This window comes from Lysobacter enzymogenes, from assembly GCF_017355525.1.
Classification (GTDB): Bacteria; Pseudomonadota; Gammaproteobacteria; order Xanthomonadales; family Xanthomonadaceae; genus Lysobacter; species Lysobacter enzymogenes_C.
The window spans coordinates 799517-822657 of the sequence record NZ_CP067395.1 but is presented as its reverse complement, the minus strand read 5'-3'; the positions used below and the strand labels follow the sequence as shown (position 1 = coordinate 822657).

The 23141-nt window shown below is 71.8% G+C and carries 23 protein-coding genes; 12 read left to right on the top strand and 11 right to left on the bottom strand.

The genetic code is table 11. The features are described from left to right. Positions 1–260 precede the first annotated feature (260 nt). Together hmpA and JHW38_RS03410 are read right to left on the bottom strand one after the other, a co-directional pair. Entirely contained in the window at positions 261–1472 is a 1212-nt protein-coding gene (gene hmpA / locus JHW38_RS03415; protein ID WP_207524628.1) for an NO-inducible flavohemoprotein, read from the bottom strand. An 18-nt stretch (positions 1473–1490) separates the two neighbouring features. Next, positions 1491–1871 (bottom strand): group III truncated hemoglobin, encoded by a 381-nt coding sequence (locus tag JHW38_RS03410; RefSeq protein ID WP_207524627.1) that lies wholly within the window; start codon positions 1869–1871, stop codon positions 1491–1493. Positions 1872–1988: 117 nt separating this feature from the next. Here JHW38_RS03410 and JHW38_RS03405 point away from each other — a divergent pair, with 117 nt between their 5' ends. Continuing rightward, a complete protein-coding gene (locus tag JHW38_RS03405) occupies positions 1989–2411 on the top strand; it encodes an Rrf2 family transcriptional regulator (protein ID WP_207524626.1) in 423 nt (140 codons plus the stop codon). A 182-nt stretch (positions 2412–2593) separates the two neighbouring features. On the opposite strand, the gene JHW38_RS03400 is transcribed toward JHW38_RS03405, so the two are convergent. Then, positions 2594–3793 (bottom strand): glycoside hydrolase family 5 protein, encoded by a 1200-nt coding sequence (locus JHW38_RS03400; RefSeq protein WP_242691168.1) that lies wholly within the window; start codon positions 3791–3793, stop codon positions 2594–2596. Between the two features lie 210 nt (positions 3794–4003). Between JHW38_RS03400 and JHW38_RS03395 the strand changes: the two genes are divergently transcribed. From JHW38_RS03395 to JHW38_RS03385, 3 genes are all read left to right on the top strand, one after another. After that, positions 4004–4774, top strand: coding sequence for a DNA/RNA non-specific endonuclease (locus JHW38_RS03395; RefSeq protein WP_207524625.1), 771 nt, complete (start codon positions 4004–4006; stop codon positions 4772–4774). Positions 4775–4972: 198 nt separating this feature from the next. Further along, entirely contained in the window at positions 4973–5896 is a 924-nt protein-coding gene (locus JHW38_RS03390; RefSeq protein ID WP_207524624.1) for a glycerophosphodiester phosphodiesterase family protein, read from the top strand. Positions 5897–5975: 79 nt separating this feature from the next. Beyond that, a complete protein-coding gene (locus JHW38_RS03385) occupies positions 5976–6530 on the top strand; it encodes a DUF308 domain-containing protein (RefSeq protein WP_207524623.1) in 555 nt (184 codons plus the stop codon). 7 nt (positions 6531–6537) lie between these two features. On the opposite strand, the gene JHW38_RS03380 is transcribed toward JHW38_RS03385, so the two are convergent. After that, positions 6538–7218, bottom strand: a complete 681-nt coding sequence (locus tag JHW38_RS03380) for an ArsR/SmtB family transcription factor (protein WP_207524622.1) — start codon at positions 7216–7218, stop codon at positions 6538–6540. A gap of 255 nt (positions 7219–7473) precedes the next feature. Between JHW38_RS03380 and JHW38_RS03375 the strand changes: the two genes are divergently transcribed. Then, positions 7474–8424 (top strand): alpha/beta hydrolase, encoded by a 951-nt coding sequence (locus JHW38_RS03375; RefSeq protein WP_207524621.1) that lies wholly within the window; start codon positions 7474–7476, stop codon positions 8422–8424. Positions 8425–8427: 3 nt separating this feature from the next. Here JHW38_RS03375 and JHW38_RS25395 read toward each other — a convergent pair whose 3' ends face one another. Then, on the bottom strand, positions 8428–8622 hold the full coding sequence (locus JHW38_RS25395) for a DUF4287 domain-containing protein (protein WP_242691347.1): 195 nt from the start codon (positions 8620–8622) through the stop codon (positions 8428–8430). A gap of 716 nt (positions 8623–9338) precedes the next feature. Here JHW38_RS25395 and JHW38_RS03365 point away from each other — a divergent pair. Beyond that, positions 9339–10358, top strand: coding sequence for a GlxA family transcriptional regulator (locus JHW38_RS03365; protein ID WP_207524620.1), 1020 nt, complete (start codon positions 9339–9341; stop codon positions 10356–10358). Between the two features lie 122 nt (positions 10359–10480). Continuing rightward, positions 10481–11491: a DJ-1/PfpI family protein gene (locus JHW38_RS03360; RefSeq protein ID WP_207524619.1), complete on the top strand. Its 1011-nt coding sequence runs from the start codon at positions 10481–10483 to the stop codon at positions 11489–11491. Between the two features lie 27 nt (positions 11492–11518). On the opposite strand, the gene JHW38_RS03355 is transcribed toward JHW38_RS03360, so the two are convergent. The 5 genes from JHW38_RS03355 to JHW38_RS03335 all read right to left on the bottom strand — a co-directional run bounded on the left by JHW38_RS03355 (position 11519) and on the right by JHW38_RS03335 (position 16616). Further along, the gene (locus tag JHW38_RS03355; RefSeq protein ID WP_207524618.1) at positions 11519–12358 is read right to left on the bottom strand and encodes a DUF4198 domain-containing protein; all 840 of its coding nucleotides are present in this window, start codon (positions 12356–12358) and stop codon (positions 11519–11521) included. Positions 12359–12369: 11 nt separating this feature from the next. After that, positions 12370–12876 (bottom strand): hypothetical protein, encoded by a 507-nt coding sequence (locus JHW38_RS03350; RefSeq protein WP_207524617.1) that lies wholly within the window; start codon positions 12874–12876, stop codon positions 12370–12372. After that, positions 12873–13451, bottom strand: a complete 579-nt coding sequence (locus tag JHW38_RS03345; RefSeq protein ID WP_207524616.1) for a HupE/UreJ family protein — start codon at positions 13449–13451, stop codon at positions 12873–12875. The genes JHW38_RS03350 and JHW38_RS03345 overlap by 4 nt, the downstream gene beginning before the upstream one ends. A 353-nt stretch (positions 13452–13804) precedes the next feature. Then, entirely contained in the window at positions 13805–15022 is a 1218-nt protein-coding gene (locus JHW38_RS03340; RefSeq protein WP_207524615.1) for a hypothetical protein, read from the bottom strand. 100 nt (positions 15023–15122) lie between these two features. Then, positions 15123–16616 carry a GH-E family nuclease gene (locus tag JHW38_RS03335; protein WP_207524614.1) on the bottom strand — a complete coding sequence of 498 codons (1494 nt, stop codon included), beginning with the start codon at positions 16614–16616 and terminating at the stop codon, positions 15123–15125. Between the two features lie 560 nt (positions 16617–17176). Here JHW38_RS03335 and JHW38_RS03330 point away from each other — a divergent pair. The 5 genes from JHW38_RS03330 (at position 17177) to JHW38_RS03310 (ending at position 21733) form a co-directional block, all read left to right on the top strand. After that, a complete protein-coding gene (locus JHW38_RS03330; RefSeq protein WP_428995283.1) occupies positions 17177–18364 on the top strand; it encodes a benzoate/H(+) symporter BenE family transporter in 1188 nt (395 codons plus the stop codon). A gap of 94 nt (positions 18365–18458) precedes the next feature. Further along, the gene (locus tag JHW38_RS03325) at positions 18459–18752 is read left to right on the top strand and encodes a hypothetical protein (RefSeq protein ID WP_207524613.1); all 294 of its coding nucleotides are present in this window, start codon (positions 18459–18461) and stop codon (positions 18750–18752) included. A gap of 193 nt (positions 18753–18945) precedes the next feature. Next, positions 18946–19965, top strand: coding sequence for a transporter (locus tag JHW38_RS03320; protein ID WP_207524612.1), 1020 nt, complete (start codon positions 18946–18948; stop codon positions 19963–19965). Between the two features lie 191 nt (positions 19966–20156). Next, on the top strand, positions 20157–20297 hold the full coding sequence (locus JHW38_RS03315; protein WP_207524611.1) for a hypothetical protein: 141 nt from the start codon (positions 20157–20159) through the stop codon (positions 20295–20297). A 161-nt stretch (positions 20298–20458) separates the two neighbouring features. Beyond that, positions 20459–21733, top strand: coding sequence for a YcaO-like family protein (locus JHW38_RS03310; protein WP_207524610.1), 1275 nt, complete (start codon positions 20459–20461; stop codon positions 21731–21733). Positions 21734–21980: 247 nt separating this feature from the next. Here JHW38_RS03310 and JHW38_RS03305 read toward each other — a convergent pair whose 3' ends face one another. After that, positions 21981–23102, bottom strand: coding sequence for a M23 family metallopeptidase (locus JHW38_RS03305; RefSeq protein WP_207524609.1), 1122 nt, complete (start codon positions 23100–23102; stop codon positions 21981–21983). Positions 23103–23141: the final 39 nt, after the last annotated feature.

Sequence of the window (23141 nt, the reverse complement as noted above, 5' to 3'; positions counted from 1 at the left end):
CGGTTCGCCGGCGCGGGATGGGGGTTGCGTCGCACGGCGGAGGTCGCGGTCGCGCCTGCAGTCGGGAACGCAGCTGCACAGCCCCCTGTAGGAGCGACGCGAGTCGCGACCGCGAAACTTGGCTTGCGTCGCAAGCCGGATGTCGCGGTCGCAGCTCGCAGCACCTACAGTCTGAAACGCGGCGACGTAGCCCCCTGTAGGAGCGACGCAAGTCGCGACCGCGAAACCCCGCCTACGTCGCCAGCCCCGTTACCGAGCGCTCAAGCCGCCAACTGCTCGTCGCTCGGCCCGAAGAACTCGTAATGCACCCGCTCCCCCGCCACGCCCGCGCGCGCCAGCGCCGGCACCAGCGCGCGCAGGAACGGGCGCGGGCCGCACAGGTACACGTCCGCGTCCAGCAGCGGCACGTTCGCGCGCAGCCAGTCGATGTCGATCAGGCCATGACGATGATCGCCGCCGGCCGAGGGTTGCGCGTAGAACGTGCTGACCCGGGTGCGTCCGTGCGACGCGGCCAGCGCCGCGACATGCGCGGCCATCGCATGGCTGGCGCGGTCGGCAGTGCCGTGCACGTAATGGGTCTCCAGCTGCGGATGCCGCGCGACGATGGTTTCGAGCATGCTGACCATCGGGGTCAGGCCGACGCCGCCGGACAGCAGCACCACCGGCCGCGGCGGCGCGTCGGACAGGAAGAAGTCGCCGGCCGGCGGGGTCAGTTCGATCCGCGCGCCAACGCCGAGCGCGTCGTGCAGGTAGCGCGAGCCGCCGTGCCCGCGCGCCTCGCGCTTGACCGTGATGCGGTAGCCCTCGCGATTGGGCGCGCAGGAAATCGAGTAGTTGCGCTTGACCGCGCCCTGCCCCGGCACTGCGTAGCGCAGGGTCAGGTACTGCCCGGGCCGGTGCGCGATCACCGCGCCGCGGTCGGCCGGGCGCAGGTCGAAGGAGACGATCGGCGCGTCCGTAGCGGCGTTCTCGACGCGCCTGCCGGCGATCAGGAACTCGCGCCAGCCGCTCCAGCCGCCGGCCGCAGCGGCCAGTTCGCCGCGCAGTTCGGCCTCGCGGCGCATCAGCAGATCGGCCAGGAACCAGTACGCCTCGCCCCACGCGGCCAGCACTTGCGGCGTGGCGACGGCGCCGAGCACTTCCTCGATCGCGCCGAGCAAGGCGCGCGCGACGAAGGGATAGTGCTCGGGCAGGATGTGGTAGCCGATGTGCTTCTGGGCGATGCGCTCGACCGCGCCGGCCAGCGCCGGCAGGTCGTCGATGTGCTGGGCGTAGGCCAGGATCGCGCTGGCCAGCGCATGCGCCTGGGCGTTGTCGCCGCCCTGGTTGGCGTGGTTGAACAAGGCGGCGATCGATTCGTCGCGAAACAGCCGGCGGTACATCGCGGTGGTGATGGCGTGGCCGTGCGCGGCCAGTGCGGGCACGGTGGCGCGGACGACGGCCACGGTGGCCTCGTTCAATGCGGTGGTCATGGCGGGGTTTCCTGTCGGTCAGTGATCGGCGCGCGCCTGCGCGAGCAGGCGCTGCAAGTGTTCGGCGATGCGCCCGGCGCGCGCCTGCACGGCGGCGGCGTGCGCCGGCGGCAGCGACTGTTCGCTGCAACGGCGCCACAGCGCCAGCCAGCGCGCGAACAGCTCGGGGCGGATGTGCGCGGCATGGCGCAGATGCAGCTGCGCCGGATTGCCGCGGTAACGGCCGCTGCCGAGCATCAGCGAGGTCCAGAAGTCGACCAACCGGCGCTCGTGTTCGTCCCAGTCGTCGACCGCGGCGGCGAACACCGGACCGAGCTGCGGGTCCGCGCGCACCGCCGCGTAGAAGCGGCGCACCAGCGCCGCCAAGGCGGCTTCGTCCAATCCATCGAGGCTGCGCATCGCGCCCTCTTAAACATTCATCACGAATGCATGATATCGCGCGCCGCTAAAACATGCAAAAGAAATGACTGTTATGATGCCGCGACCCGATGTCGCACCCGCTTAAGCCGCCCGCCGATGAAGCTGAGCCTGTACACCGACTATTCCCTGCGCGTGCTGATCCATCTCGGCACGCACGAGGGCGAACTGGTCTCGATCGCGCAGATCGCCCAGTCCTACGGCATTTCCCACAGCCATCTGACCAAGGTGGTGCAGGACCTCGGCGCGGCCGGCTTTATCGAGACCGTGCGCGGACGCAACGGCGGCATCCGCCTCGGCCGCGCGGCCGGCAAGATCGGCCTGGGCGAGGTGGTGCGCCACACCGAAGCGCATTTCGATCTGGTCGATTGCAGCGACTGCCTGATCGCGCCGGCCTGCGGTCTGCCGCCGATCCTGGCCGAGGCGACGCGGGCGTTTTTCGCGGTGCTGGACGGTTATACGGTGGCGGATCTGCTTGGGAAGCAGCGGGCGTTGCAGCGGTTATTCGCGGTTGGGGCGTGACTGCGCGGTTGCGTCGCAGGCCGATTGTCGCGGTCGCGACTTGCGTCGCTCCTACAGTCGGGAATGTCGCGACGCAGGTCTTGTAGGAGCGACGCGAGTCGCGACCGCGAAACCTCGCTTGCATCGCAGGCCGATTGTCCCGGTCGCGACTCGCGTCGCTCCTGCAGTCGCAAACCGCGGCCTTACTCGCGGCCTGCGGCCAAACGCTTGCGGATCGGCTCGAACTCAGGACCGGCATTGCGCGTCACCGGATCGGGCTTGCCCTGCTCCATCGCGTCCCAGTAACGCCAGTCGACCTTCTTCTTGCCCAGTTCGTAGTCCATCGCATCCCACGCGTCTTCGCGGAAGGCGTAGAACGCCCAGTGCGCGCCGGCGCGGTCGAGCGCGGTCAGCACGTCGTCGAGGTAGCGCGCGCAATCGTCGAGCTGGCGCACGCAGCCGAATTCGCCGGCGACCATGCGCGCGGCCGGCACGCCGCGCGCCTTGGCCCAGTCGAAGGCCTGGGCCAAGTGCGCGCCGACGCGTTCGCGGTTCCAGATTTCGTCGCGGCCGCCGTACGGGGCCGGGCCGGGATAGACATAGGGTTTGGCGCGCTTGAGGTTCGGCGCGCTGGTGACCTGGTACGGCTCGTACATGTGCACGCTGTAGAGCGCCTTGGCGTCGTCCAGCGGCGCCGGCCAGTAGGCGAAGCCGCCGGCGGAGGCGTACCAGCCGGCGTCGAGCATGATCGGCGTGTCGGGGTCGACCTCGCGGATCGCGCGCACGATGTGCTGGTAGAACGCCGGCAGGTCGCGCGCGCCGCCGCGCTGGCGCGCGTACCAGTCGCGGCGCTCGCCGGCGCTGGCGTACTCGCTGAGTCCGCCTTGCTTCTCCGGCGCCGGCTCGTTGATGAGGTTGTAGGCGGCGATGCCGGGCTGGTCCTTGAGCTCGCGCGCCAGGTCGCGCCAGAACCGCGCCGCCGCGTCCCAGCGCTCGCGGTCCTGCCACAGCCGGTCGTCGAAGCGGCCGCCGTTGTTCTGCGCCCAGCGCGAGTACGGCAGCGACAGCGGCGCGACCACGGTCTTGAGCCCGGCCGCGTCGGCGCGCGCCAGCGCCGCCTTCAGCGTCTTCAGGTCGGGCGCCGACAGTTGCCGGTAATCGTCGGCGTCGCCGATCAGGAAGTCGCGGCGTTCGGGCTTCCATTTGTCGTAGGACAGCCGCACCCAGCTCGCGCCGTAGCCGCGCAGCGCCTGGAAGTACGCGGCGTCCGGCGGCAGCCGGTTGAAGCTGTTGCCGCCGTGGCGCGGCGCGTCCCAGAAGCCGATCAGGTCGGCGGCCGCGGCCGGCAGCGGCGCGGCCAGGGCGAGGGACAGGGCCAGGGTCGGCAGCGACGGCAGGCGCATGAGGATTCTTCGCGTACGGCGCTGCAGGCTAAGAATGCCGCGATGAACATCGGATGAGACCGTCGCTGCCGACAAAGTCAGCAAGAAGAATGCCGACGAAAAACCTCTACCGCGTCGCTAAACATCTTGGAGGCACTTCTATTGTCATAAAACCGTTCGATCCAGCTGGAATCGTGTCCGCCTTCCCGCCCCCCGACCGGAACCGGATCCATGAAACCGATCGCCCGCCTCGCCGCCCTGGGCCTCGCCCTCGCCGCCCCCGCCGCGTTCGCCGGCGCCTGCACCAGCGCCAACAACGAGCAATACCCCAGCGGCCGCAAGCCGGTGCTCAGCATTGCCGACCTGAACGAGCAGACCGTGTCGATCTGCTACCAGGACTACAACCTGTACGCGTCGAAGGTCACCGGCACCAATCTGTGGTCGGCCCAGCACCTGACCCGGGCCAAGGTCATCGGCGCCGAATCGATCAAGCGCATCGATTCGACCTTCTTCAGCGAATCGGGCTTCCCGACCACGCACAAGAGCTACACCAACAGCGGCTACGACCGCGGCCACATGATGCCGGCCGGCGACGCCTCGACCACGCCGGCGCAGAAGGAAACCTTCTCGGTCGCCAACATCGTGCCGCAGGCGCCCAAGCTCAACCGCGGCACCTGGGCCAAGATCGAGAACCTGACCCGCACCGTGGCCAAGGAATGGGACGAGGCCTACATCGTCACCGGCCCGGACTTCGACGACATGGACACCACCATCGCCGGCGGCGCGGTGGTCGTGCCGACCCAGACCTGGAAAGCGGTGTACGTGCCCTCGGCGAACGTCGCCGGCGCCTATTGGTGCGTCAACACCGACGCGTCGAGCTGCTCGCTGATTTCGCTGAACGAGCTCAAGCGCCGCGCCTTCGTCGATCCGTTCCCGAGCCTGGGCACGGCGCTGCGCGCGCAGACTTCGTCGGATTGGAACGACATCCTGGTCCTGCCTTGAGGCCGCGCCGGCGCGCATCCCACCGAGTCTGGCGGGGCGCGTGAAGCACGCAGCCGATCACGAAAAAGCCGCGCCTCCGGGGCGCGGCCGTTGCGCCCTGAGGGCAGCCGCCGCGCTGTACTCGTGACGTAGCGATTGCAGTCGTCCGCGCGTTCGGGCGTTGCGATCGCCGCGCCCCCTCCCCCAGGAGCTCCATCGATGAAGTCGCACACCCCTGTGCTCGCCGCCCTGCTCGCGGCGGCGCTGCTGCCGGCCGCGACCGCCTGCGCCGGCAACCGGCCGCTGATCGTCGCCCACCGCGGCGGCACCGCCGACTACCCCGAGAACACCTTGCTGGCGATCCGCGGCGCGCTCGGCAACCGCGCCGGCGCGATGTGGCTGAGCGTGCAGCTCAGCGCCGACGGCGTGCCGGTGCTGTACCGCCCGCAGGACCTGTCGGCGCTGACCGAAACCAGCGGTCCGGTGTCGCAGTACACCGCCGCGCAGCTGGCCGGGTTCAACGCCGGCTACCAGTTCCGCGATCCCGATCCGAACGCGGCCGTGCCCTATCCGTACCGGGCGCGGCCGCAGCCGCTGCCGAGCCTGGACGCGGCGCTGCAACTGATCGGCGGCCGGGTGCCGGTGATGCTCGATCTGAAGACCGCGCCGGACCAGCGCGTGGTCGACGCGGTCGCGCAGGTGCTGGAACGCCGCCAGGCCTGGCGCAACACCCAGTTCTATTCGACCGAGGCCGGCTTCGACGCGATGCTGGCGCGCCATCCCAAGGCGCGCCGCTTCGAGACCCGCGACGCCACCCGCGGCCGCTTGTTGCAAGTGGCGCTGGAACAGCGCTGCGAACCGCCGCCGGCGCCGGTGTGGACCGCGTTCGAGCTGCGCCGCCGGCTCGAGGTCAGCGAGACCTTCACGCTCGGCCAGGGCGTTACCGATCTGGCCGCGGCCAGCCTGTGGACGCCGCAGGCGGTGGCCTGCTTCCGCGAACGCAGCGCGGCGGTCGGCATCCTGGTGATCGGGGTGAATTCATCCGACGACTACCGTCGCGCGGCCATGCTCGGGGCCGATGCGGTGCTGGTGGATTCGCCGGCCGCGGCGCGGCAGTGGACCCTGCCGCCGCGGCGGCCGTAACCGGCATCGCCAGCGCCGGGCCGCGCAGCGTGCGGTCCGGCGCTGCCGCGATCCCACGCTACGCCGGAGACTGCCGCGCATGAACGCCCCGCTGATCGCTCATTTCGCCCGCCATTGGTGGGTGCTGCTGGTGTACGGCCTGATCGGCCTCGGCTTCGGCGTGGCCTGCTTCGTCGCGCCCGGCGCGAGCGTGGTCGCGCTGGTGTGGTCGTTCGGGCTGATGGCCTTGTTCGAAGGCGCGTTGAGCGCGGTCGCGCTGTTCTCGGGCCCGTCCGGATTCGGCAAGGCCTGGCTGGCGCTTTACGCGCTGGCGTCGCTGGCGTTCGGCGCGCTGGCGCTGGCGCGGCCGCTGGCGATCGCCGATGCGCTGATCCTGCTGCTCGGGCTGTGGCTGGTCGTCGGCGGTGTGCTGCGCATCTTCTGGTCGGTCGCGCTGCGCAAAGCGATCGGCAACGAATGGTCGCTGGCGCTGAGCGGGCTGCTGGTGCTGGGCCTGGGCGCGCTGTTGCTGCTGTATCCGCGCGTGGCGGTGGTCGGTCTGGTGTGGTGGATCGGCTTCGGCGCGCTGGTCTTCGGGCTGTTGCAGGTGTTCGTCGCGCTGCGCGTGCGCAGGCTGTCGCGCCTGCGGGTCTGAGCGCCGCTCAGCCGCCGCGCCAGCGGCGCAGGCCGCGTTCGCCCTCGGCGCTGATCGACAAGGCCCGCGACTGGCGCTGGCGCCGCACCCAGGCGTCGGCGAGCAAGCGGTCGAGCAAGGCCGCGCCGAGCTGGCCGCCGATGTGCGGCCGGCGTTCGCTCCAGTCCAGGCACGGCCGCAGCGGCGGCCGGCGCGCGGCCGGGTCCGGCGCGGCGATGCCGAGCCGCTGCAGCTCGCGTTCGCCGGCCTCGCTCAACCGCCACAGGCCGTCGTCGGCGCGGATCCAGCCCGCCGCCAGCCAGGCCTCGGCCAGCTCCACCGCGACCCGCCCGGCCAGATGGTCGTAACAGGTGCGGGCGTGGCGCAGCGCCGCGTCGCGCGGGCCCAACTGCGGCGAGCGCGGCGGCGGCAGCGGCGCGATCGCCATCAGCGCTTCCAGCGCCTGCGACACCTGCGCCGAGGCCAAGCGGTGATAGCGATGGCGCCCTTGCCGTTCGACCGCGAGCAGACCCGCGTCGACCAGCCGGGCCAGATGCCCGCTCGCGGTCGGCGGCGCGATGCTGGCGCAGCGCGCGAGCTCGCCGGCGGTGCGGCTGCGGCCGTCCATCAGCGCGGCCAGCATCAGCGCGCGGGCGGGATCGCCGATCGCGGCGGCGATGCGGGACAAAGGCGGGCCGGTATCGTCCATGCGCCGATGATGACGCAAGCGCCGCCGGCATGCTTCGGCGCGGGCCGAAGCGTCGCGGCCGCGGCGCTCAGCACACTGCGCGCTCCTTTCTGTCGGAGCGCGGCGATGCGCAGACGCGATTTTCTCGGTGCCGCCGCGGTCGGCGCGGCTTGGTTCGGCAGTGCGGCGGCCCGCGCCGATGCAGGCGACGGACTCAGGCCTGCGTCCGCCGCTGCTGCGAACGAGCCCGGCCAGTCCGGCGACGGCGGCTGCGGTGTGTCGAACACAGCGCGCAGCGACGATCCGCAAACCGTCTGGGTGCCGTGGACCGGCGACGACGGCGAACGCCTGCGCCTGGCCGCGATCCGCCGCCGCGGCGCGGGCCCGGCCGTGCTGTACGTGCACGGCGCGACCTTTCCGGCCGCGCTGTCGGCGGACTGGCGCATGCAGGGCGTGTCGTGGCTCGACGACCTGCAAGCCGCGGGCTTCGACGCCTGGGCCTTCGATTTCGCCGGCTACGGCCGCTCGCAACGCCCGACCGCGTTCGCCGGCGCCGCCGACGCGGCCGCGCCGTTCGGGCGCGCGCCGGCGGCCGCGGCGCAGATCGTCGCGGTGCTCGAACGCATCCGCGCCGAACGCGGCGACGCCGCGCCGGTGCATGTGATCGCGCATTCCTGGGGCACCCTGCCGGCGCAGCGCGCGGCGATCCTGCGGCCGGAACTGATCGCGCGGCTGGTGTTGTTCGGCCCGGTGGTGGCGGCCGCGACGGCCGGCGCGGAGTCCGCCGCGGCGCCCGCATGGCAGTGGGTGACCGCCGCCGACCAACGCCCGCGCCAACGCACCGGGATGCCGGCCGACCGGCCCACGCCGGTCTCGGACGCCGAACTGGAGCGCTGGATCGCCGCGTACCTCGACAGCGATCCGCAATCGGCGCAGCGCACGCCGCGCGCGGTCCAGGTCCCGGGCGGGCCGATCGCCGACATCCTCGCCAGCGACCGCGGCGAGGCCTTGGTCGACAGCGCTCGCATCCGCCAGCCGACTTTGATCGTGCGCGGCGAATGGGACCACGTCACCACCGATGCCGACGCCGCGCGCCTATTCGCCGCGCTGACCGGCGCGGCCGACCGGCGCGAGGTCAAGATCGCCGGCGGCAACCACTGGCTGCACCTGCAACCGCAGCGGCGCGCGCTGTGGGCCGAAACGCGCTCGTTCCTCGGCGAAGGCTGAGCTTCAGCGCTTGCCGGCGAGGCGATAGGCGACCAGGGCGTTGGCATGGCCGTGGCCGATGCCGTGCGCGCTCTTGAGTTCGGCCACCAGTTCCATGTGCTTGCGCGCGCCGAGCGCGTCGATGAGTGCGAACCAGTGCGCGACCGGCTTGCCGTAGGTCTTTTCGATCGAGGGAAAGTACGAGGCCGGGCCTTGCACTTTGTCCGCGCTTGCGGCGGCGGGCTTATTGGCGTTTTTCGCCGGGGCTTTGCTCGCGGCGGGCGTCTTCGCAGCGGGTTTTGCCGCGGCGGTCTTGGCCGCGGCTTTTTTCGCAGGCGCCTTCGCCGGCGCGGCTTTCTTGACGGCTTTCTTGGCGACAGTCTTGGCGGCGGGCGTCTTGGCTTTGCTGGCGGCGGCCATGCGGGTTTCTCCTGAAGGAACGTCGATAGTGCGGCAAACGCGGTCGCGATGGAGGTGACAAATGTGAGATCGACGTTTGCTGAAAGCGATCAGTGCGGGATGGCGCTGAAGTCTCTGGATGTTCGGCTTCGCCGAAGTAAGAGCGGAGCCCGCGATCGCGGGAATGACGGCTGGAAAAGGCGCGGCGAAGCCCACCTATCGTCGTTCCCGCGAAAGCGGGAACCCAGGGCTTCATCGAGACATAGCGCTGAAGTCTCTGGATTCCCGCTTTCGCGGGAATGACGGTCGGGAGAGACGCAGTGAAACCCACCTATCGTCGTTCCCGCGAACGCGGGAACCCAGGGCTTCATCCAGGCATGACGCTGACATCCCTGGATTCCCGCATCGCCCACCCGGACCGCATCGCCCGCGCCACTGTCGCGCCGGCCTGCGCATGCGCATCATGGCCACGTCCCCCGCCCGACCCGCCCAGCCTGCGCATGCCCCGCTCCGCCAACGCCCGACCGCGTTCCGCCTTGCCGACGCCCGCCCCGAGCGCCGCTGCGCCGGCGCAAGCCACCCTCACCGTCTGCATGCTGATCTACCCCGGCGCGCAGTCGCTGGACATTTGCGGGCCGCTGGAAGTGTTCGCGCTCGCGAGCCGGCAGGCGCAGGAACAATCGCCGCAACGGCCGCCGCTGTACCGGCTGCAACTGCTCGCCGCCGATCTGGCGCCGGTGCCGCTGGCCGCCGGGCTGCGCTTGAGCCCAGACGCGCACTACACGCAGATGCCGGCCGATACGGACACGCTCATGGTCTGCGGCGGCATGGGCGACGCGCTCGATCTCGCCCGCGCCGACCGCGCCCTGGTCGACTGGCTGCGCCTCGCCGCGACGCGGGTGCGGCGGGTCGCCTCGGTGTGCAGCGGCGCGCTGCTGCTGGCCGAATCCGGCGCGCTCGACGGACGTCAGGCCAGCACCCACTGGCTCGACGTGGCCGAGCTGCGCGCGCGCTATCCGCGCGTGCGCGTGCAGGCCGACGCCATCTACACCCGCGACGGCGAGACCTGGACCTCGGCCGGCATCACCGCCGGCATGGACCTGGCCCTGGCGATGGTCGCCGCCGATCACGGCCAGGCGCTGGCGCTGCAGGTGGCCAAGCGCATGGTCATGGCCAGCAAGCGCTCGGGCGGGCAAAGCCAGTTCAGCGGCGAATTGCAGGCGCTGGACCTGCCCGACCCGTTCGCCGCGCTCGACGCGTGGATGCGCGCGCACCTGCGCCAGCGCCTCGACGTGGCCCGGCTCGCCGCGCGCGTGCACATGAGCCCGCGCCAGTTCGCCCGCCGCTTCAGCGCCGCGTTCGCCGCCACCCCGCACAAGTACGTCGAGGGCTTGCGCATCGAAGCGGCCAAGCCGCTGCTGGAATCCACCGCCAAGGACATCGCCCGGATCGCGCTGGAATGCGGCTTCGGCAGCGCCGAAGCGATGCGCCGCGCGTTCGCGCGCACGCTCGGCGTCGCGCCGAGCGACTACCGCCAGCGCTTTCGCGCCGACTGAGGTCGCCGCGCCGGACGCGCGCGGCGCGGCGCGCGATCTGTCCGCAATGGCCCGCTGCGCGTCCGTTTATGCGCGCCGCGGCTGCCTATCGTGGCGCGCATCCCCTCACGACTTCTATCGCCATGCGACTGCGCCGCACGCTGCACCGTTTCGTCCTGCTCGTATCGCTGTGCGCCGCGCTGTGGCCGGCGGCCGCGGCCGCCGCACATGCGCCGCACAGCCAGCCGCCGGTGCGGGTCGGCATCGTCCTGTTCGACGGCGTCGAGATCATCGATTTCGCCGGCCCCTACGAGGTGTTCGGCAACGCCGGTTTCGGCGTGACCACGCTGTCGCCCGACGGCAAGCCGGTGACCACGGAAATGGGGCTTAAGGTGACGCCCGACGCGTCGCTCGCCGAGGCGCCGCCGTTCGACGTGATCCTGATGCCCGGCGGCGATGTCGGACAGGCCGAACAGGACCCGCGCATCCTCGACTTCCTGCGCCGCCAGACCGGCGCCGGCCGCGAACTGCTGTCGGTGTGCACCGGCGCGTTCGTGCTCGCCTCGGCCGGCCTGCTCGACGGCCTGGAGGCGACCACCTTCACCCCGCGCATCGACGAGCTGGCGCGGCGTTTTCCCAAGGTCAAGGTCGTGCGCGACGTGCGTTGGGCCGACAACGAACGCATCGTCACCTCCGCCGGGCTGTCCTCGGGCCTGGATGCGGCGCTGCATGTGGTGGCCAAGCTCCGCGGCGTCGAACAGGCGCGCTCGGTCGCGCTGCATCTGGAGTACGACTGGAAACCCGATGGCGGCTTCGTGCGCTCGCGCCTCGCCGACCGCCATCTGCCCGCCCAACTGGAAAAGGCGGTCGACTGGCCCAAGGACCTCGACGCCCGCACCGAGTTTTCGATCGGCGACGAACGCCAGTGGCGCAAGCGCTATCGCGTCGCCAGCGCGACGCCGGCGGCGGAACTGCTGCAGCGCATCGGCGCGGGCATGGATCGCCAGGACGGCTGGACCCGCGCGCCCGGCGAGCTGCGCTGGCGCAGCGAACGCGAAGGCCGGCGCTGGCGGCTGAGCCTGAGCTCGCAGCCGGGTGCGGATGCCGGGCACTACTGGATCGAGCTCGGATTGAGCGCCGACGCCCAGCGCTGACCTGGGCGGCGGCCGAACCTGGGCCCGCTAGTGCGGCGCGGGCGCCGGAATCTCGAAGCTCAAACTGCTGAAAGTAGTTTCGAAATCCACTTCCGCATCGGCCGGCAGCGGCCGCGTCCAGATCGCGTTCAACAGCCAGGTGCCGGCGCCGGGCGCGGCGAATTCGGCGCGCCCGCCGGCGTCGGTGCGGCGCGCGTCGAGCGGCTCGGCGTCGTTCTCCAGCCGGGTCAGCTTGACCAATGCGCCCGGCAGCGGCCGGCCCTGCCACAGCACCCGCACCGACAGCCGCGCGCCGCGCGCGTGCGGATCGGCGTCGAGCAGTATTTCCAGCGGCAGGCCGACGGGCCGCGCGAGCAGCGCCGCGACCTCGACCGGCGCCGCGCCCGCGCCGACGCGCAGCAGCGCCTTGCTGCGGCGGCTGTAGCGCTCCGAACCCTCGGCGCCGTCGCGGCCTTGCAGGCGGCGCTGTTCCAACGCCGGGGTCAGGCCTTCGGCGCGCAGGTAATCGTTGAAGCGCGGCGCCGGCAGGCGGCTTTGCGCGCCGGCGTCGGTTTCCAGCACCAGCACCCACGCGCCGGCAGGCATGGCGAAGCGCGCATCGGCCGGCGCGCGCGGGTCGGGTTGCAGCTGCGGGCGCAGGTCGACCCGGCGGCCGTCGCTGGCGAGCGCTTCGAAACGCTGGATCCGCCGCAGCGGGATCGCCGAACGCTGGCGGTCGCGGCCGTGCCCGACCTGCAAGGTCAGTGCGGTGACAGCCTGCGGTTCGGGGCGATAAGGCTCCGGCTGGATCCAGAAATCGTGGGCGGCGGCCGGCGCGCAGCACAGCGCGGCCAACGCCAGGGCGAAGATCGAAACACGAAGCGGCATTGCGCTATCCCCTATTCCAGATGATCGGGCACATCGCCGGGCAGCGCCGGCCGTGCGGACAAGACCAGACTCAGCAGCGCCACCGCCAGCAGCCAACTGGCGGCGACTTTCAGCGCGACGCCGGCGCCGCGCGAGACCAACCAACGCGCCGGCAGCGCCAGCGCGATCCCGGCCGGCGACCACGGCGAGGACGCAGCGGCGCAAGGCGACGCGGCCGCGGCGACGCAGATGCCGGCGGCGAGCGCGCGCCACCCCGCCGCTCGCGCGCGGCCGCGCTCGGGCGCGTACTGCGCGCCCGCGGTCGCCAGCGCGGCGATCCAGCAGGCCGCGCTCGACTGCGCCGCATGCGCGCACGTCCACGCGGCGAACGACGGCGCGGCCGCCACCGCCCCTGTCGTTGCAATCCACGCCGCGACGAACGCCAGCGCAGCGCCCCACCCCGCCCGCGTCGGCAACGACCCGAGCAGCAGGCCCAGCGCCGCGCACAGCACCGCCGGCGCCCAGGCCGCGCCGCTCATGCAACCAGCGCCGAATACAGGAAGCCGGCGCCGACCGCCGCGACCGCCGCGCCGAAGCCGCACAAGGCCGCGCCGCTCAAACGCACGCCGAGTTCGCCGATGCCGATGCCGAGCACGTGCAGCAGGCCGGTGGCGAGCACGAAACCCAGGCTGTAGCCGGCCGGATCGGCCGCGACCGGCAACTCGCGCCCATGCGCGTAGCCGTGCAGCAGCGCGAACCCGGCGACCAGCGCGCACGCCGCCCACACCGGCGCGCGCCAGCGGCAAGCGATGCACGCGCCCAGCGCCAGCACCGACAGCGCGATGCCGCTTTCCACCGCGGCCATCGGCAAGCCCCACAAGGCCAGCGCCGCGCCGACGACCATCGTCAGCGGGAAGGTGAGCGGCAGCGCCAACCGCAGCGGCGCGCCGAGTTGCGCGCCCCAGGCGCCGACGCAGACCATCGCCAGCAGGTGATCGCCGCCGCCGAACGGATGCGCGAAGCCGGCGCCGAAGCCGCCGCTGAGTCCGGTGCTGGAGTGCGCGGCGGCTGTACCGGCGTACAAGCAAAGCGACAGCGCGGCGGATGCGCGCACGGGGCCGAGGCTTGCAATGCGGATGGCAAAGCATGGCGCTGAAGTCTCTGGATTCCCGCGTTCGCGGGAATGACGGCTGGGAAAGACGCGACGGAACCCAACGGCTGTCGTTCCCGCCGAAGCAGGAGTCAAGGGCGTCGTCCAAGCGACGCGATCCGGGCCGCGGCTCAGCGCCAGAGATGGCGCTGAAGTCTCTGAATTCCAGCGTTCGCGGGAATGACGGTTGGGAGAGACGCGACAAAACCCAATTGCTGTCGTTCCCGCGGACGCGGGCTCCGCTTGTACTTCGGCGAAGCCGAACGTCCAGTGCGTCGTCCGGGCGACGCGATCCAGGCCACGACCCAGCGCACGACTCACGGCGAATACTCCTTCTCCGCCGGCACCAGGAACGGAAACTCCGACACCGACGGCGTCTTCTCGTCGCGCAGCAGACCGTCGCTGATACCGTCGATGCTCGCATCCACCAGCAACGAGCGATAGACGTTGATCGCGGTCTGCAACGGCGTGCGCCCGCCGCAGTCGCGGCGGTACTGGCTGCGGCCGGCGGCCTGCGCCAGTTCCACCGCGAACGGCTGTTCGCAGCGGCGCCGGCGGCTGTCGATCCACAGGCGGTCGTCGGCCAGCAACTGCGCCAATGCGCGGTAGCGCCGCGCAGGCTCCGGCGCGGCCAGCAGCGAGTTGCCGCAACGGCCGTCGAAACCGTCGTACAGCGCCAATCCTTTCTCGATTTCCGGCACGAACTCGGCGCCGTCTTTCGGCTCGATCGCGTTGTAACGTTCCTTCAACCGGTTGCTGACGTCCTCGCCGTCGAGCGTGCCGAGCAGCGCATTGCCGGTCAGCACGCGGCCGGCGCGGTCGATCCGGCCTTCGCCCGATTCGGTCGCCGCCCACACCGCCAGCAGCGGGCCGCCGCGATTCACCGCTTTGAGGTCGATCTGCACCACCAGCGCGGCCGGGGTCCAGCCGGCGAGGAAGTTGCGCGCCGGGCCGCCGTCGGTGTGGCGCCATTGTTCGTCGATGCCCTGCACCGCCGCCGCGGGCAGGCTCGCGCAACCGGCCGCGTCGACCGGCGCGCCGGCGCGCAGGGCGGCGTCGGCGACGTTGTAGGCGGCGCGGGTGCCGCGCACGTTGTTGAAGAACGGGTCGTCGCGCAAGCCGGCGAACACGCGCAGACGATGCTGGTCGCCCCACAGTCCGGCTTCGCCGCGGGCGTCGCCGCGCGCGGCGTCGACTCCGTCGGCGACGCATTCGGCGCGGTCGGCGGCGGCGAAGCGGCAGACGATGGCGAGGCTGCGTTCGGCGCCGCCGAAGCGGTGCGCGCTGTCGATGCGGAACACGTAGCGCAGGCGGTCGGAGAAGGTATGGCCGACCACGGTCATGGCCAGGTTCAGATGGCGGCCGTCGGGCTGCATCCAGGCGTAGAGATCGCCGATGTCGGCGCGCGGGTCGGCGATGACGGTCGGCGAATCCAGGTGATCGGACGCGCGCGCCGGCAGCAGCGCGGCGGCGAGCGCGATCGACAGCGCCAGGGCGAGGCGGCGGCGGGTGCGCGGCGGGAACGGAGGGGACATGGCGGCGGCGTCTGGCGAAGGAGGCGCCAGTACACCGCCGCGGCCGCGCCGGCGCTGTCGGAATCTTTAGCGATCCCGGCCGCGCCGGCGGCGCCGGCGCTTACACCCGGCCGTGGTGCTGCTGCACGTCCATCGCCTGCACGCCGGGGTCGTCCTGGACCTGCTGCGGGTTCTGCTGCAGCTGGTGCAGTTGCCGGCCGCTGTCGTTGGCCGGCGTCGCGCGCGCGGCCTGCAGCTCGACGCTGGTGTGCACCATCGCGTCGGGCTGGCCGGTGTAGGCGTGGAAGTGGCCCTGGTTGTAGACCGCGCCGGTCGCGTCCGGCCAACCCTGGTTGCGCACCGCCAGGGTCAGCGCCGCGGCGACGTTGGCGGTCTCGGTCGGGGTCAGCCCGAGGCCGTGATGCAGGTTCTGGCCGGCGACCTGCCCGTGCAGCTTGTCGTACAGCGGGGTGTCGGGATTGCGCGCATGGCCGAGCGCATAACGCGGCTGCAACACGTGCACCGACTGCGCGTCGTCCTGCACCGGCTGCGGCGGCGGCTGATGGTCGAACCACCGCCGCACCTCGCCGAACGCGCGATGGTCCTCCGGCGTGTCCGGGCCGAATTCGACGAACGCGCGGTCGAGGTCGTTTTCCGGCTCCTCGTGCTCGCGGTCGCCGCGGTCGAGGTACTCGCCCTGCGCGTCGAGCTCCCATTCGTGCGAACAGTTGGCCGAACGGCTGACCAGGCGCAGATTCGCGGTGTCGTTGTACAGATCCAGCGCCTCGGCCTTGCTGATCGGCCCGCCGCGCTCGGCCAGCGCCGCGCGCGCGACTTCTTCGAACGGACGGATATGGTCGATGTCGAACGCGTCGCGGGTCACCAGCTGCCCGGTCGCCGGGCATTCGAACAGCGGCACCTCGCGGTGGTAGCCCTGGTCGGAGGTGATCGTAAAGCTGCCGCGGTACTGCTGCGACAGTTGGTGCTCGAACCACTTGCCTTCGACCCGGGTGTCGAAGCTCAACGAGGCGCGGCCGTCGTCGAGGGTCCAGTCCTGGAAGCGCGTGGTGGTGCGGCGGGCGCCGTCGCGGGCCGGGTCGAACGGCGGATGCGCCGCGCCGTGGTCGTAGTGGAAATGGCCGCGCGACCAGGTCTGCCACGCCTGCGAATCGGTGCCGGCCTCGAGCGCGCGTTCGGCCGCGGCGCGGCCGCGGTTGATCGCGCTCGGCAGCGCGCGCAGGTTGCCGACATCGTTGTAGGCCATGTGCGCGTCGGCCTGCGAGCGCGTGCCCAGCGCGGTCAGGTGCTGCTTCCACGGCTGCACGTGGTCGATGTCGAGCGCTTCGGCGCTGTGCCAGGTGTCCGAGTCGCGGTTGCGGTACAGCAGCAGGCTTTTCTCGCCCATCGTCGCCGGCACCACGTCCATGTGCTGGCTGGCCCAGTCGTTGCGCATGTAGTGCACGGTGGAATCGTAGAACGCCAGGCCGGTGCGGCTGGCGTTGGGGTTCCAGGCCCGCCCCTGCAGTTCCGGGCCGTGCGCGGTCGGGCGCAGTTCGTCCCAGCTCGCCAACTGCACCCGCCCGCCGCCGCTCAAGCGCTGATTTTCGATGCCCATGCCCTGCTCCGTCTCGCGTTGAATGCCTGCAACAACGCTTAAAGGCTTGGGCACAGGCCAGCCGCAGCGGCCGCTCGACCGACGTCGGGAGGACGGCTTGAGGGCGACGAAACGAAGCCCCCCTCGTCATGCCCGCGAAGGCGGGCATCCAGGGCTTCATCCAGGCATGACTCTGAAGCCTCTGGATCCCCGCGTCCGCGGGGATGACGGCTTAAGGAGGACGAGACGAAACCTACCCATCGTCATGCCCGCGAAGGCGGGCATCCAGGGCTTCATCCAGGCATGACTCTGAAGCCTCTGGATCCCCGCGTCCGCGGGGATGACGGCTTGAGGAGGACGAGACGAACCCCACCGATCGTCATGCCCGCGAAGGCGGGCATCCAGGGCTTCACCCAGACATGGCTCCGAAGTCTCTGGATTCCCGCGACCGCGGGGATGACCGCTTGAGGGCGACGAGTTGCGGACCGGCTGCGCGCAAAGCCCGCCCCGCGCACAGCCCGCGCCGCCGCCGATGCCGCATGATGTCGGCTTCGCCCCTGCCCCGTGCCCGCATGCCGCACTTGCGCGATCTGTCTCTCTCCGCCGTCGTCGCCGGGTTCGTCGCGGTCCTGGTCGGCTTCACCAGTTCGGCCGCGATCGTGTTCTCCGCGGCCAAGGCCGCCGGCGCCGATCAGGCCGAAATCGCGTCGTGGATGTGGGCGCTGGGGCTGGGCATGGGGCTGACCTGCATCGGCCTGTCGCTGCGCTACAAGGTGCCGGTGGTGACGGCGTGGTCGACGCCGGGCGCGGCGATGCTGATCACCGGCGCGGCCGGGGTGCCGTTGGCCGAGGCGATCGGCGCGTTCGCGATCGCCGCGGCGCTGACCGTGGCGCTGGGCTTCAGCGGCTGGCTCGAACGCGCGCTGGCGCGGCTGCCGGCGAGCCTGGCCGCCGGCATGCTCGCCGGCGTGCTGCTGCGCTTCGGCCTGAACGTGTTCACCTCGATGCAGAGCAGCTTCGCCCTGGTGTTCGCGATGCTGCTGTGCTTCCTGCTGGCGCGGCGCTGGCTGCCGCGCTACGCGGTGCTGATCGCGCTCGCCGCCGGCATCGCGGTGGCGGCGGCGCAAGGCGGCTTGCACCTGGACAAGCTCGAACTGGCGCTGGCGGTGCCGGTGTGGACCACGCCGCAGTTCTCGCTGGCCGCGACCGTCGGCGTGGCGATCCCGTTGTTCGTGGTGACGATGGCGTCGCAGAACGTGCCCGGCATCGCGATCCTGCGCGCGCACGGCTATCGCGACACCCCGGTCTCGCCGCTGGTCGGCTGGACCGGCCTGGCGACCCTGGCGCTGGCGCCGTTCGGCGCTTATTCGCTGTGTCTGGCGGCGATCACCGCGGCGATCTGCATGGGCGAGGACGCGCACGAAGACCCGCGCCGGCGCTACATGGCCGCGGTCGCGGCCGGCGTGTTCTATCTGATCACCGGCGTGTTCGGCGCCACCGTCGCGGCCGCGTTCGCGGCGTTCCCGCAGGCGCTGGTGATGGCCATCGCCGGCATCGCCCTGCTCGCGACCATCGGCAACGGGTTGGCCGCGGCGCTGCACGATCCGGGCGAACGCGAGCCGGCGCTGATCACCTTCCTGGTCACCGCCTCAGGCTTTACCGCGTGGCAGATCGGTTCGGTGTTCTGGGGCATGGTCGCCGGCGTGCTCGCGACCGCGGTGCTGCGTTGGCGCCGGCCGAAACCGGCGGCGACCGACCCGGCGCGCTGAACCGCCGACGGCGGCCCGACCCGGCCGCCGTTCGGACGATCCCGCCGCCCGCGCCGCGGCGCTATGCTCGACGTCCCGCTTACGGAAACCCCGCATGGACGCCCACCGCGCACCGCCCCTGGATTCGCCCGGCCTGCGCGCGCTGCTAAGCCCGAGCGTGCTGATCAGCCTGGCCCTGGCGCTGATCGCCGCGGCGCTGGCGGTGCTGTACCTGGTCCGCGGTGGCGCAGCGCCCGGGCCCGCCGCGGCGGCGGCCCACGCCATCCCGGCCGCCGCCGGCAACGCGGCGACGCCGGCGCCGGCGCCCGAACCGGTCGAGTTCCGCTGCGTCGACGGCCTGCGCGTGCGCAAGCAAGGCAGCAGCTATTCCAGCGACGGCCGCTGCTGAGCCGCGCCGCCGGCCGGCCCGACCGGTTCGGCGCAACCGCCCGCCCGCGCATTCCCGCGCGGCCAACCGCGCCGCCCGGCGCAGCCGCGCAACCCCGCCATGACGCCGCCACGCCTTTGAGCTAGCGTATGCGGCTTGCTGCACCCGCAACGCATTCCGCACGCCCTCCCGCACCGCCCGGATCGCCGCTCCGATGCGCATCGTCGACGCCAGCTACGGTTCCAACGAAGACGGCCTGATCTGGGGCTATCGCTTCGTGCCCGGCCAGCCGGCGCAGGCGATCAGCACCGACGCGGTCGCCGCGTTCCTGGCCGCGCCCGCCGACGGCGACGACGGCCGCGGCTTCCTGTGGCTGCATTTCTCCCTGTCCAACACCGGCAGCGAGCGCTACCTGCGCCGCGCCCTGCAACTGCCCGACGCGTTCTACGACAGCCTGCGCAGCGAGGTCGGCTCGACCCGGCTGGAACTCGACGACAACGCCCTGATCGCGGTGATCCACGACGTGCTGTTCGACTCCAGCTTCGACGCCTCGGAAGTCGGCACCACTACCTTGTGCATCGGCCCGCGCCTGCTGGTCAGCGCGCGCCTGCGCCCGCTGCGCTCGGTCGACCAGCTGCGCGCGGCGGTGCGTTCGGGCCAGTCGTTCCGCTCGCCGGTGGAACTGCTCGCGCACCTGCTGCGCGACCAGGCCAGCGTGCTCGGCGAGATCCTGCGCAAGTGCACCCAGCAGGTCGACCGCATCGAAGACCGCCTGCTCGACAACCGCATCGCCAGCGACCGTACCCAGCTGGGTTCGCTGCGCCGCAGCCTGGTGCGCCTGCAGCGGCTGCTGGCGCCGGAACCGACCGCGCTGTTCCGCCTGCTCAACCGCCCGCCGGACTGGATCGGCCGCGACGACATCGGCGACCTGCAACAGGCCGCCGAGGAATTCTCGACCTCGATCGGCGACTCGGCCGCGCTGGTCGAACGGGTCAAGCTGATCCAGGAAGAACTGGCCGCGCTGGTCAACGAGCAGACCGGCCGCACCCTGTTCGTGCTGACCGTGGTCACCGTGGTCGCGCTGCCGATCAACCTCGTCGCCGGCCTGTTCGGCATGAACGTCGGCGGCATGCCGCTGGCCGAGAACCCGCACGGGTTCTGGAGCGTGGTGCTGGGCCTGTGCGTGCTGACCGGGGTGCTGGCCTACGCCGCGTTCGGGCGCCGCCGCGACTGACATCGCAATCAGCGAGCGGCTGAATGCGCGCCGCGTTCACGCGCTCCGTCGCTACATCACAAATCCAAACGAAGTCGGCCACGACAGCGGCGCGCGTTTGGTATAGAGGAGCGGCAGCCGCCGGGAGGGCGCTGGCCCGCAACGGTCCGCTGCGACATCGCACGTCCACAAAAAACCATATGAGGGACTATATGAAGAAGACGATCGATATGCCGCTGATCGTGAAGAGCGGCCCGCGTTTGATCGAACCGACGTCGACCCTGGAAGCCCATCAGGTCCAGCAGGAAGTGACCGTCGACGAGCTGGATTTCCTGGAAGCGCACGCCAAGTAAGGCAGCACGAACGCGCCCGGCGCGAGCCGGCGCGGCGACGGCACGGAGGCCGCCTCCGTGCCGTCGTGTCCGTGCTCCGCACCCGCCGCCTGCCGCGGCCGCGGTGCCGATCCGTCCGAACCCTCCGATTCGGTCGCCCAGCGCAAGGGAGAGCGCAGCCGATGATTCCCCTGGAACGAGAACGCAGCCTCGACGAGGCCGAACGCTCGCTGCGCGGCTTTCTCGACGCGCAAGGCTGGCGCGCGGATCTGCAACGCATCGGCGAACCGTTCGCGGCGACGATCTGCTCGCTGTACGACGACGCCGACGGCCGCCTGCTCGGCAACGGCTTCGGCAAGGGCGAAGCCGCGCCGTCGCGGGTCGGCGCGTTGTTCGAAGCGGTCGAGCATCTGTTCACCGGCAAGGCGCCGGCGCAGGCCGAACCGATCCTGCGCAGCGGCGCCGATTGCCTGGCCGATCCGCGCCTGGCCGCGCTGCCGTTCCGCGCCACCTTCGCCGCGCAGCCGCAGCGCCGGCTCGCCTGCCGCGCCTATCGCTCCTTCGTCGAAGGCGAGCCGGACATCGCCTTGCCGCTGTTCCTGTCCTATCCCACCTATCTCGACTGGCGCGGTCCCGACGACGATTTCGATTACGCCGCCGCGCTGCGCTTCGGCTCCAACAACGGCACCGCGATCGGCAGCAGTCTGGCCGAGGCTGCGGTGCACGCGATCGGCGAACTGGTCGAACGCGACGCATGGTCGCTGTTCCTGACCGCGCACTACCTCGGCGACCCCGCCGCGCACGGCTACCGCCTGGAACCGGACGACCTGCCCGCGCCGCTGGCCCAGCGCCTGCGCGCGGCCAGCGCGCAGCTGCAGCGCGAGATCCTGCTGATCGACGCCACCAGCGACCTCGGCGTGCCGTGCTACATCGCCACCGCGACCGATCTGCGCGACGGCGAACTGATCCATCCCTGCGGTTACGGCGCCTCGCTGTATCCCGAACACGCCGCGACCCGCGCGATCACCGAGCTGGTGCAGTCGCTGGAACTGCCGCGCATGCAGCCGCGGCTGGCCGGCTATTCGCAGGCCGTGCTCGACGCCTTGTCGGCGTATCCGAAACTGCGCGACTGCGCGGTGTTCGCGGTCGACCGCGCGCGCCTGCGCCGCGGCCGCTGGGAGCATCCGGCGCCGCCGCCGCTGCCGCCGGCGGCGCTGCTGGAGCGGATGATCGAACGTCTGCGCGCGCGCGGGATCGACCTGCATTACGCGATCAACCACGACGAGCCCGGGCGTTTCTGCGTGGTCAACGTGGTGTCGCTGCCGCTGGAGCGGTTCTTCCTGGTGTGTTCCGGCATCGTCATGGCGCCGGGGCAACGCGGGCGCGATCTGCTCGCCGGCCGCTTGCCGGTGCCGGGCAGCGCGGCGGCGCGCGCGGACGAGGTGGCCGTGGCCTGAGCGCGCCGCGGGCGCGGCGCGCTTGCGCTTTTGTGGGAGGAGCTTCAGCTCCGACGCGGTTGGCTCAGGTCACCGCGATCCGGGCGCCGCAGTCCGCTTGCACGAGTCGAAGCGGAAACTTCGGCTCTGAAGCCCCTCCCGCAACAGCGCATTCCTCATCCGTTCCGCTCGCCCTGGAACCGGTCCAGGCGCAGCCCGATCGCTGCGCAAGCCGATCGACAGCGAGCCCGATCGACGCACCGACCGTTCAAGGCGGAAATTCGATCACCGAGTTGGCCTCGGGCAATTCGTTGCGGCGCTGCGCCGCGACTTCGTCGGCGCGCGGCTGCCACGGCTGCTGGCCCATGCCTTTCGCGTCCGGGTAAGCGCCGAGCAGGCGGAAGCCTTCGAAGCCGTAGCCCACGCCTTCGCCGAGCAACGGCACCGCCGCGTCGGCGACGTGGAAATGCAGGTGCGGCCCGGTCGAATCGCCGGTGAAGCCGAGCTCGGCGATCGCTTGGCCGCGGCGCACGCGCTGGCCCTGCTTCACTTTCAGGCTGCCCGGACGCAGGTGCTCGTACACCGCGTAACGGCCGTCGCCGAGCGCCAGCGCGACATAGTTGCCGGCGGCACGGTCGAAGTCATTGCGGGTCTGCTGCGAGACCCGCTCGTTCTCGGCGATGCCGTCGCGCGCGGCGGCGATCGTGCCGTCGGCGACCGCGAGCACCGGCTCGCCGTAACCCAGCGCGTTCGCCGCCACGTCGGCGTCGCCGCGGGCGCTGCGTCCGTCCGCGTCGAGGCGGACGAAGTCGATGGCGTAGCGCCCCGGCAGGCGCGCGCGTCCGTCGAGGGCGTAGAACACCCGCCGGTGCCCGCGCGGCCACTGCGGCGCGTAGATCGCCGCCCACGGACCGCCGCGCAGCGGCGGCGCCAGTTGCAGTTTCGCGGCCGCGCGCGGGACCGTCTGCGCGCCTTCGACCTGGCCCGGCTCGGCGTCGGCGGCGGAAAATTCGACCTTGTGCCGCAACGCGCGCGGCGCGCGCGCCGGCAGGTCCAGTTCCACGTACAGCACCGCGCGCTCGCCCGGCTGCAAGGCGCCGTCGAGGGTCGCGTTCTGCGCGCCGATCACCCGCGCGCGCGCGGCCAGCGCGTCGCCGCGCCAGCCCGCCAGCGCCGCGCCGCTGTCGGCGTCGAGCACGCTCAGGCCGTCCAGGCGCAACGGCGCCGCGCCGAAGTTGGTCAGGTGCAGTTCGTACAGCAGGCGCTCGCGGCCCTGCACCACCACCGGCGCGGGCGCCAGCGGCACGTTGAGGTCGAGCGTGTCCACCGGCGCCGCCGACGCGGACGCGGCAGCGAGGACGAAGGCGAACGCGAACAGGCGGCGCAGCATGCGGCGGTTCCGTGCGGAAGAAACGGGCGGTAGCGGGCG

Coding starts and splice junctions, on each gene's coding strand:
- hmpA (WP_207524628.1), bottom strand. CDS start 1,472: ATGACCACCGCATTGAACGAGGCCACCGTGGCCGTCGTCCGCGCCACC.
- JHW38_RS03410 (WP_207524627.1), bottom strand. CDS start 1,871: ATGCGCAGCCTCGATGGATTGGACGAAGCCGCCTTGGCGGCGCTGGTG.
- JHW38_RS03405 (WP_207524626.1), top strand. CDS start 1,989: ATGAAGCTGAGCCTGTACACCGACTATTCCCTGCGCGTGCTGATCCAT.
- JHW38_RS03400 (WP_242691168.1), bottom strand. CDS start 3,793: ATGCGCCTGCCGTCGCTGCCGACCCTGGCCCTGTCCCTCGCCCTGGCC.
- JHW38_RS03395 (WP_207524625.1), top strand. CDS start 4,004: ATGAAACCGATCGCCCGCCTCGCCGCCCTGGGCCTCGCCCTCGCCGCC.
- JHW38_RS03390 (WP_207524624.1), top strand. CDS start 4,973: ATGAAGTCGCACACCCCTGTGCTCGCCGCCCTGCTCGCGGCGGCGCTG.
- JHW38_RS03385 (WP_207524623.1), top strand. CDS start 5,976: ATGAACGCCCCGCTGATCGCTCATTTCGCCCGCCATTGGTGGGTGCTG.
- JHW38_RS03380 (WP_207524622.1), bottom strand. CDS start 7,218: ATGGACGATACCGGCCCGCCTTTGTCCCGCATCGCCGCCGCGATCGGC.
- JHW38_RS03360 (WP_207524619.1), top strand. CDS start 10,481: ATGCGACTGCGCCGCACGCTGCACCGTTTCGTCCTGCTCGTATCGCTG.
- JHW38_RS03355 (WP_207524618.1), bottom strand. CDS start 12,358: ATGCCGCTTCGTGTTTCGATCTTCGCCCTGGCGTTGGCCGCGCTGTGC.
- JHW38_RS03350 (WP_207524617.1), bottom strand. CDS start 12,876: ATGAGCGGCGCGGCCTGGGCGCCGGCGGTGCTGTGCGCGGCGCTGGGC.
- JHW38_RS03340 (WP_207524615.1), bottom strand. CDS start 15,022: ATGTCCCCTCCGTTCCCGCCGCGCACCCGCCGCCGCCTCGCCCTGGCG.
- JHW38_RS03335 (WP_207524614.1), bottom strand. CDS start 16,616: ATGGGCATCGAAAATCAGCGCTTGAGCGGCGGCGGGCGGGTGCAGTTG.
- JHW38_RS03325 (WP_207524613.1), top strand. CDS start 18,459: ATGGACGCCCACCGCGCACCGCCCCTGGATTCGCCCGGCCTGCGCGCG.
- JHW38_RS03320 (WP_207524612.1), top strand. CDS start 18,946: ATGCGCATCGTCGACGCCAGCTACGGTTCCAACGAAGACGGCCTGATC.
- JHW38_RS03315 (WP_207524611.1), top strand. CDS start 20,157: ATGAAGAAGACGATCGATATGCCGCTGATCGTGAAGAGCGGCCCGCGT.
- JHW38_RS03310 (WP_207524610.1), top strand. CDS start 20,459: ATGATTCCCCTGGAACGAGAACGCAGCCTCGACGAGGCCGAACGCTCG.
- JHW38_RS03305 (WP_207524609.1), bottom strand. CDS start 23,102: ATGCTGCGCCGCCTGTTCGCGTTCGCCTTCGTCCTCGCTGCCGCGTCC.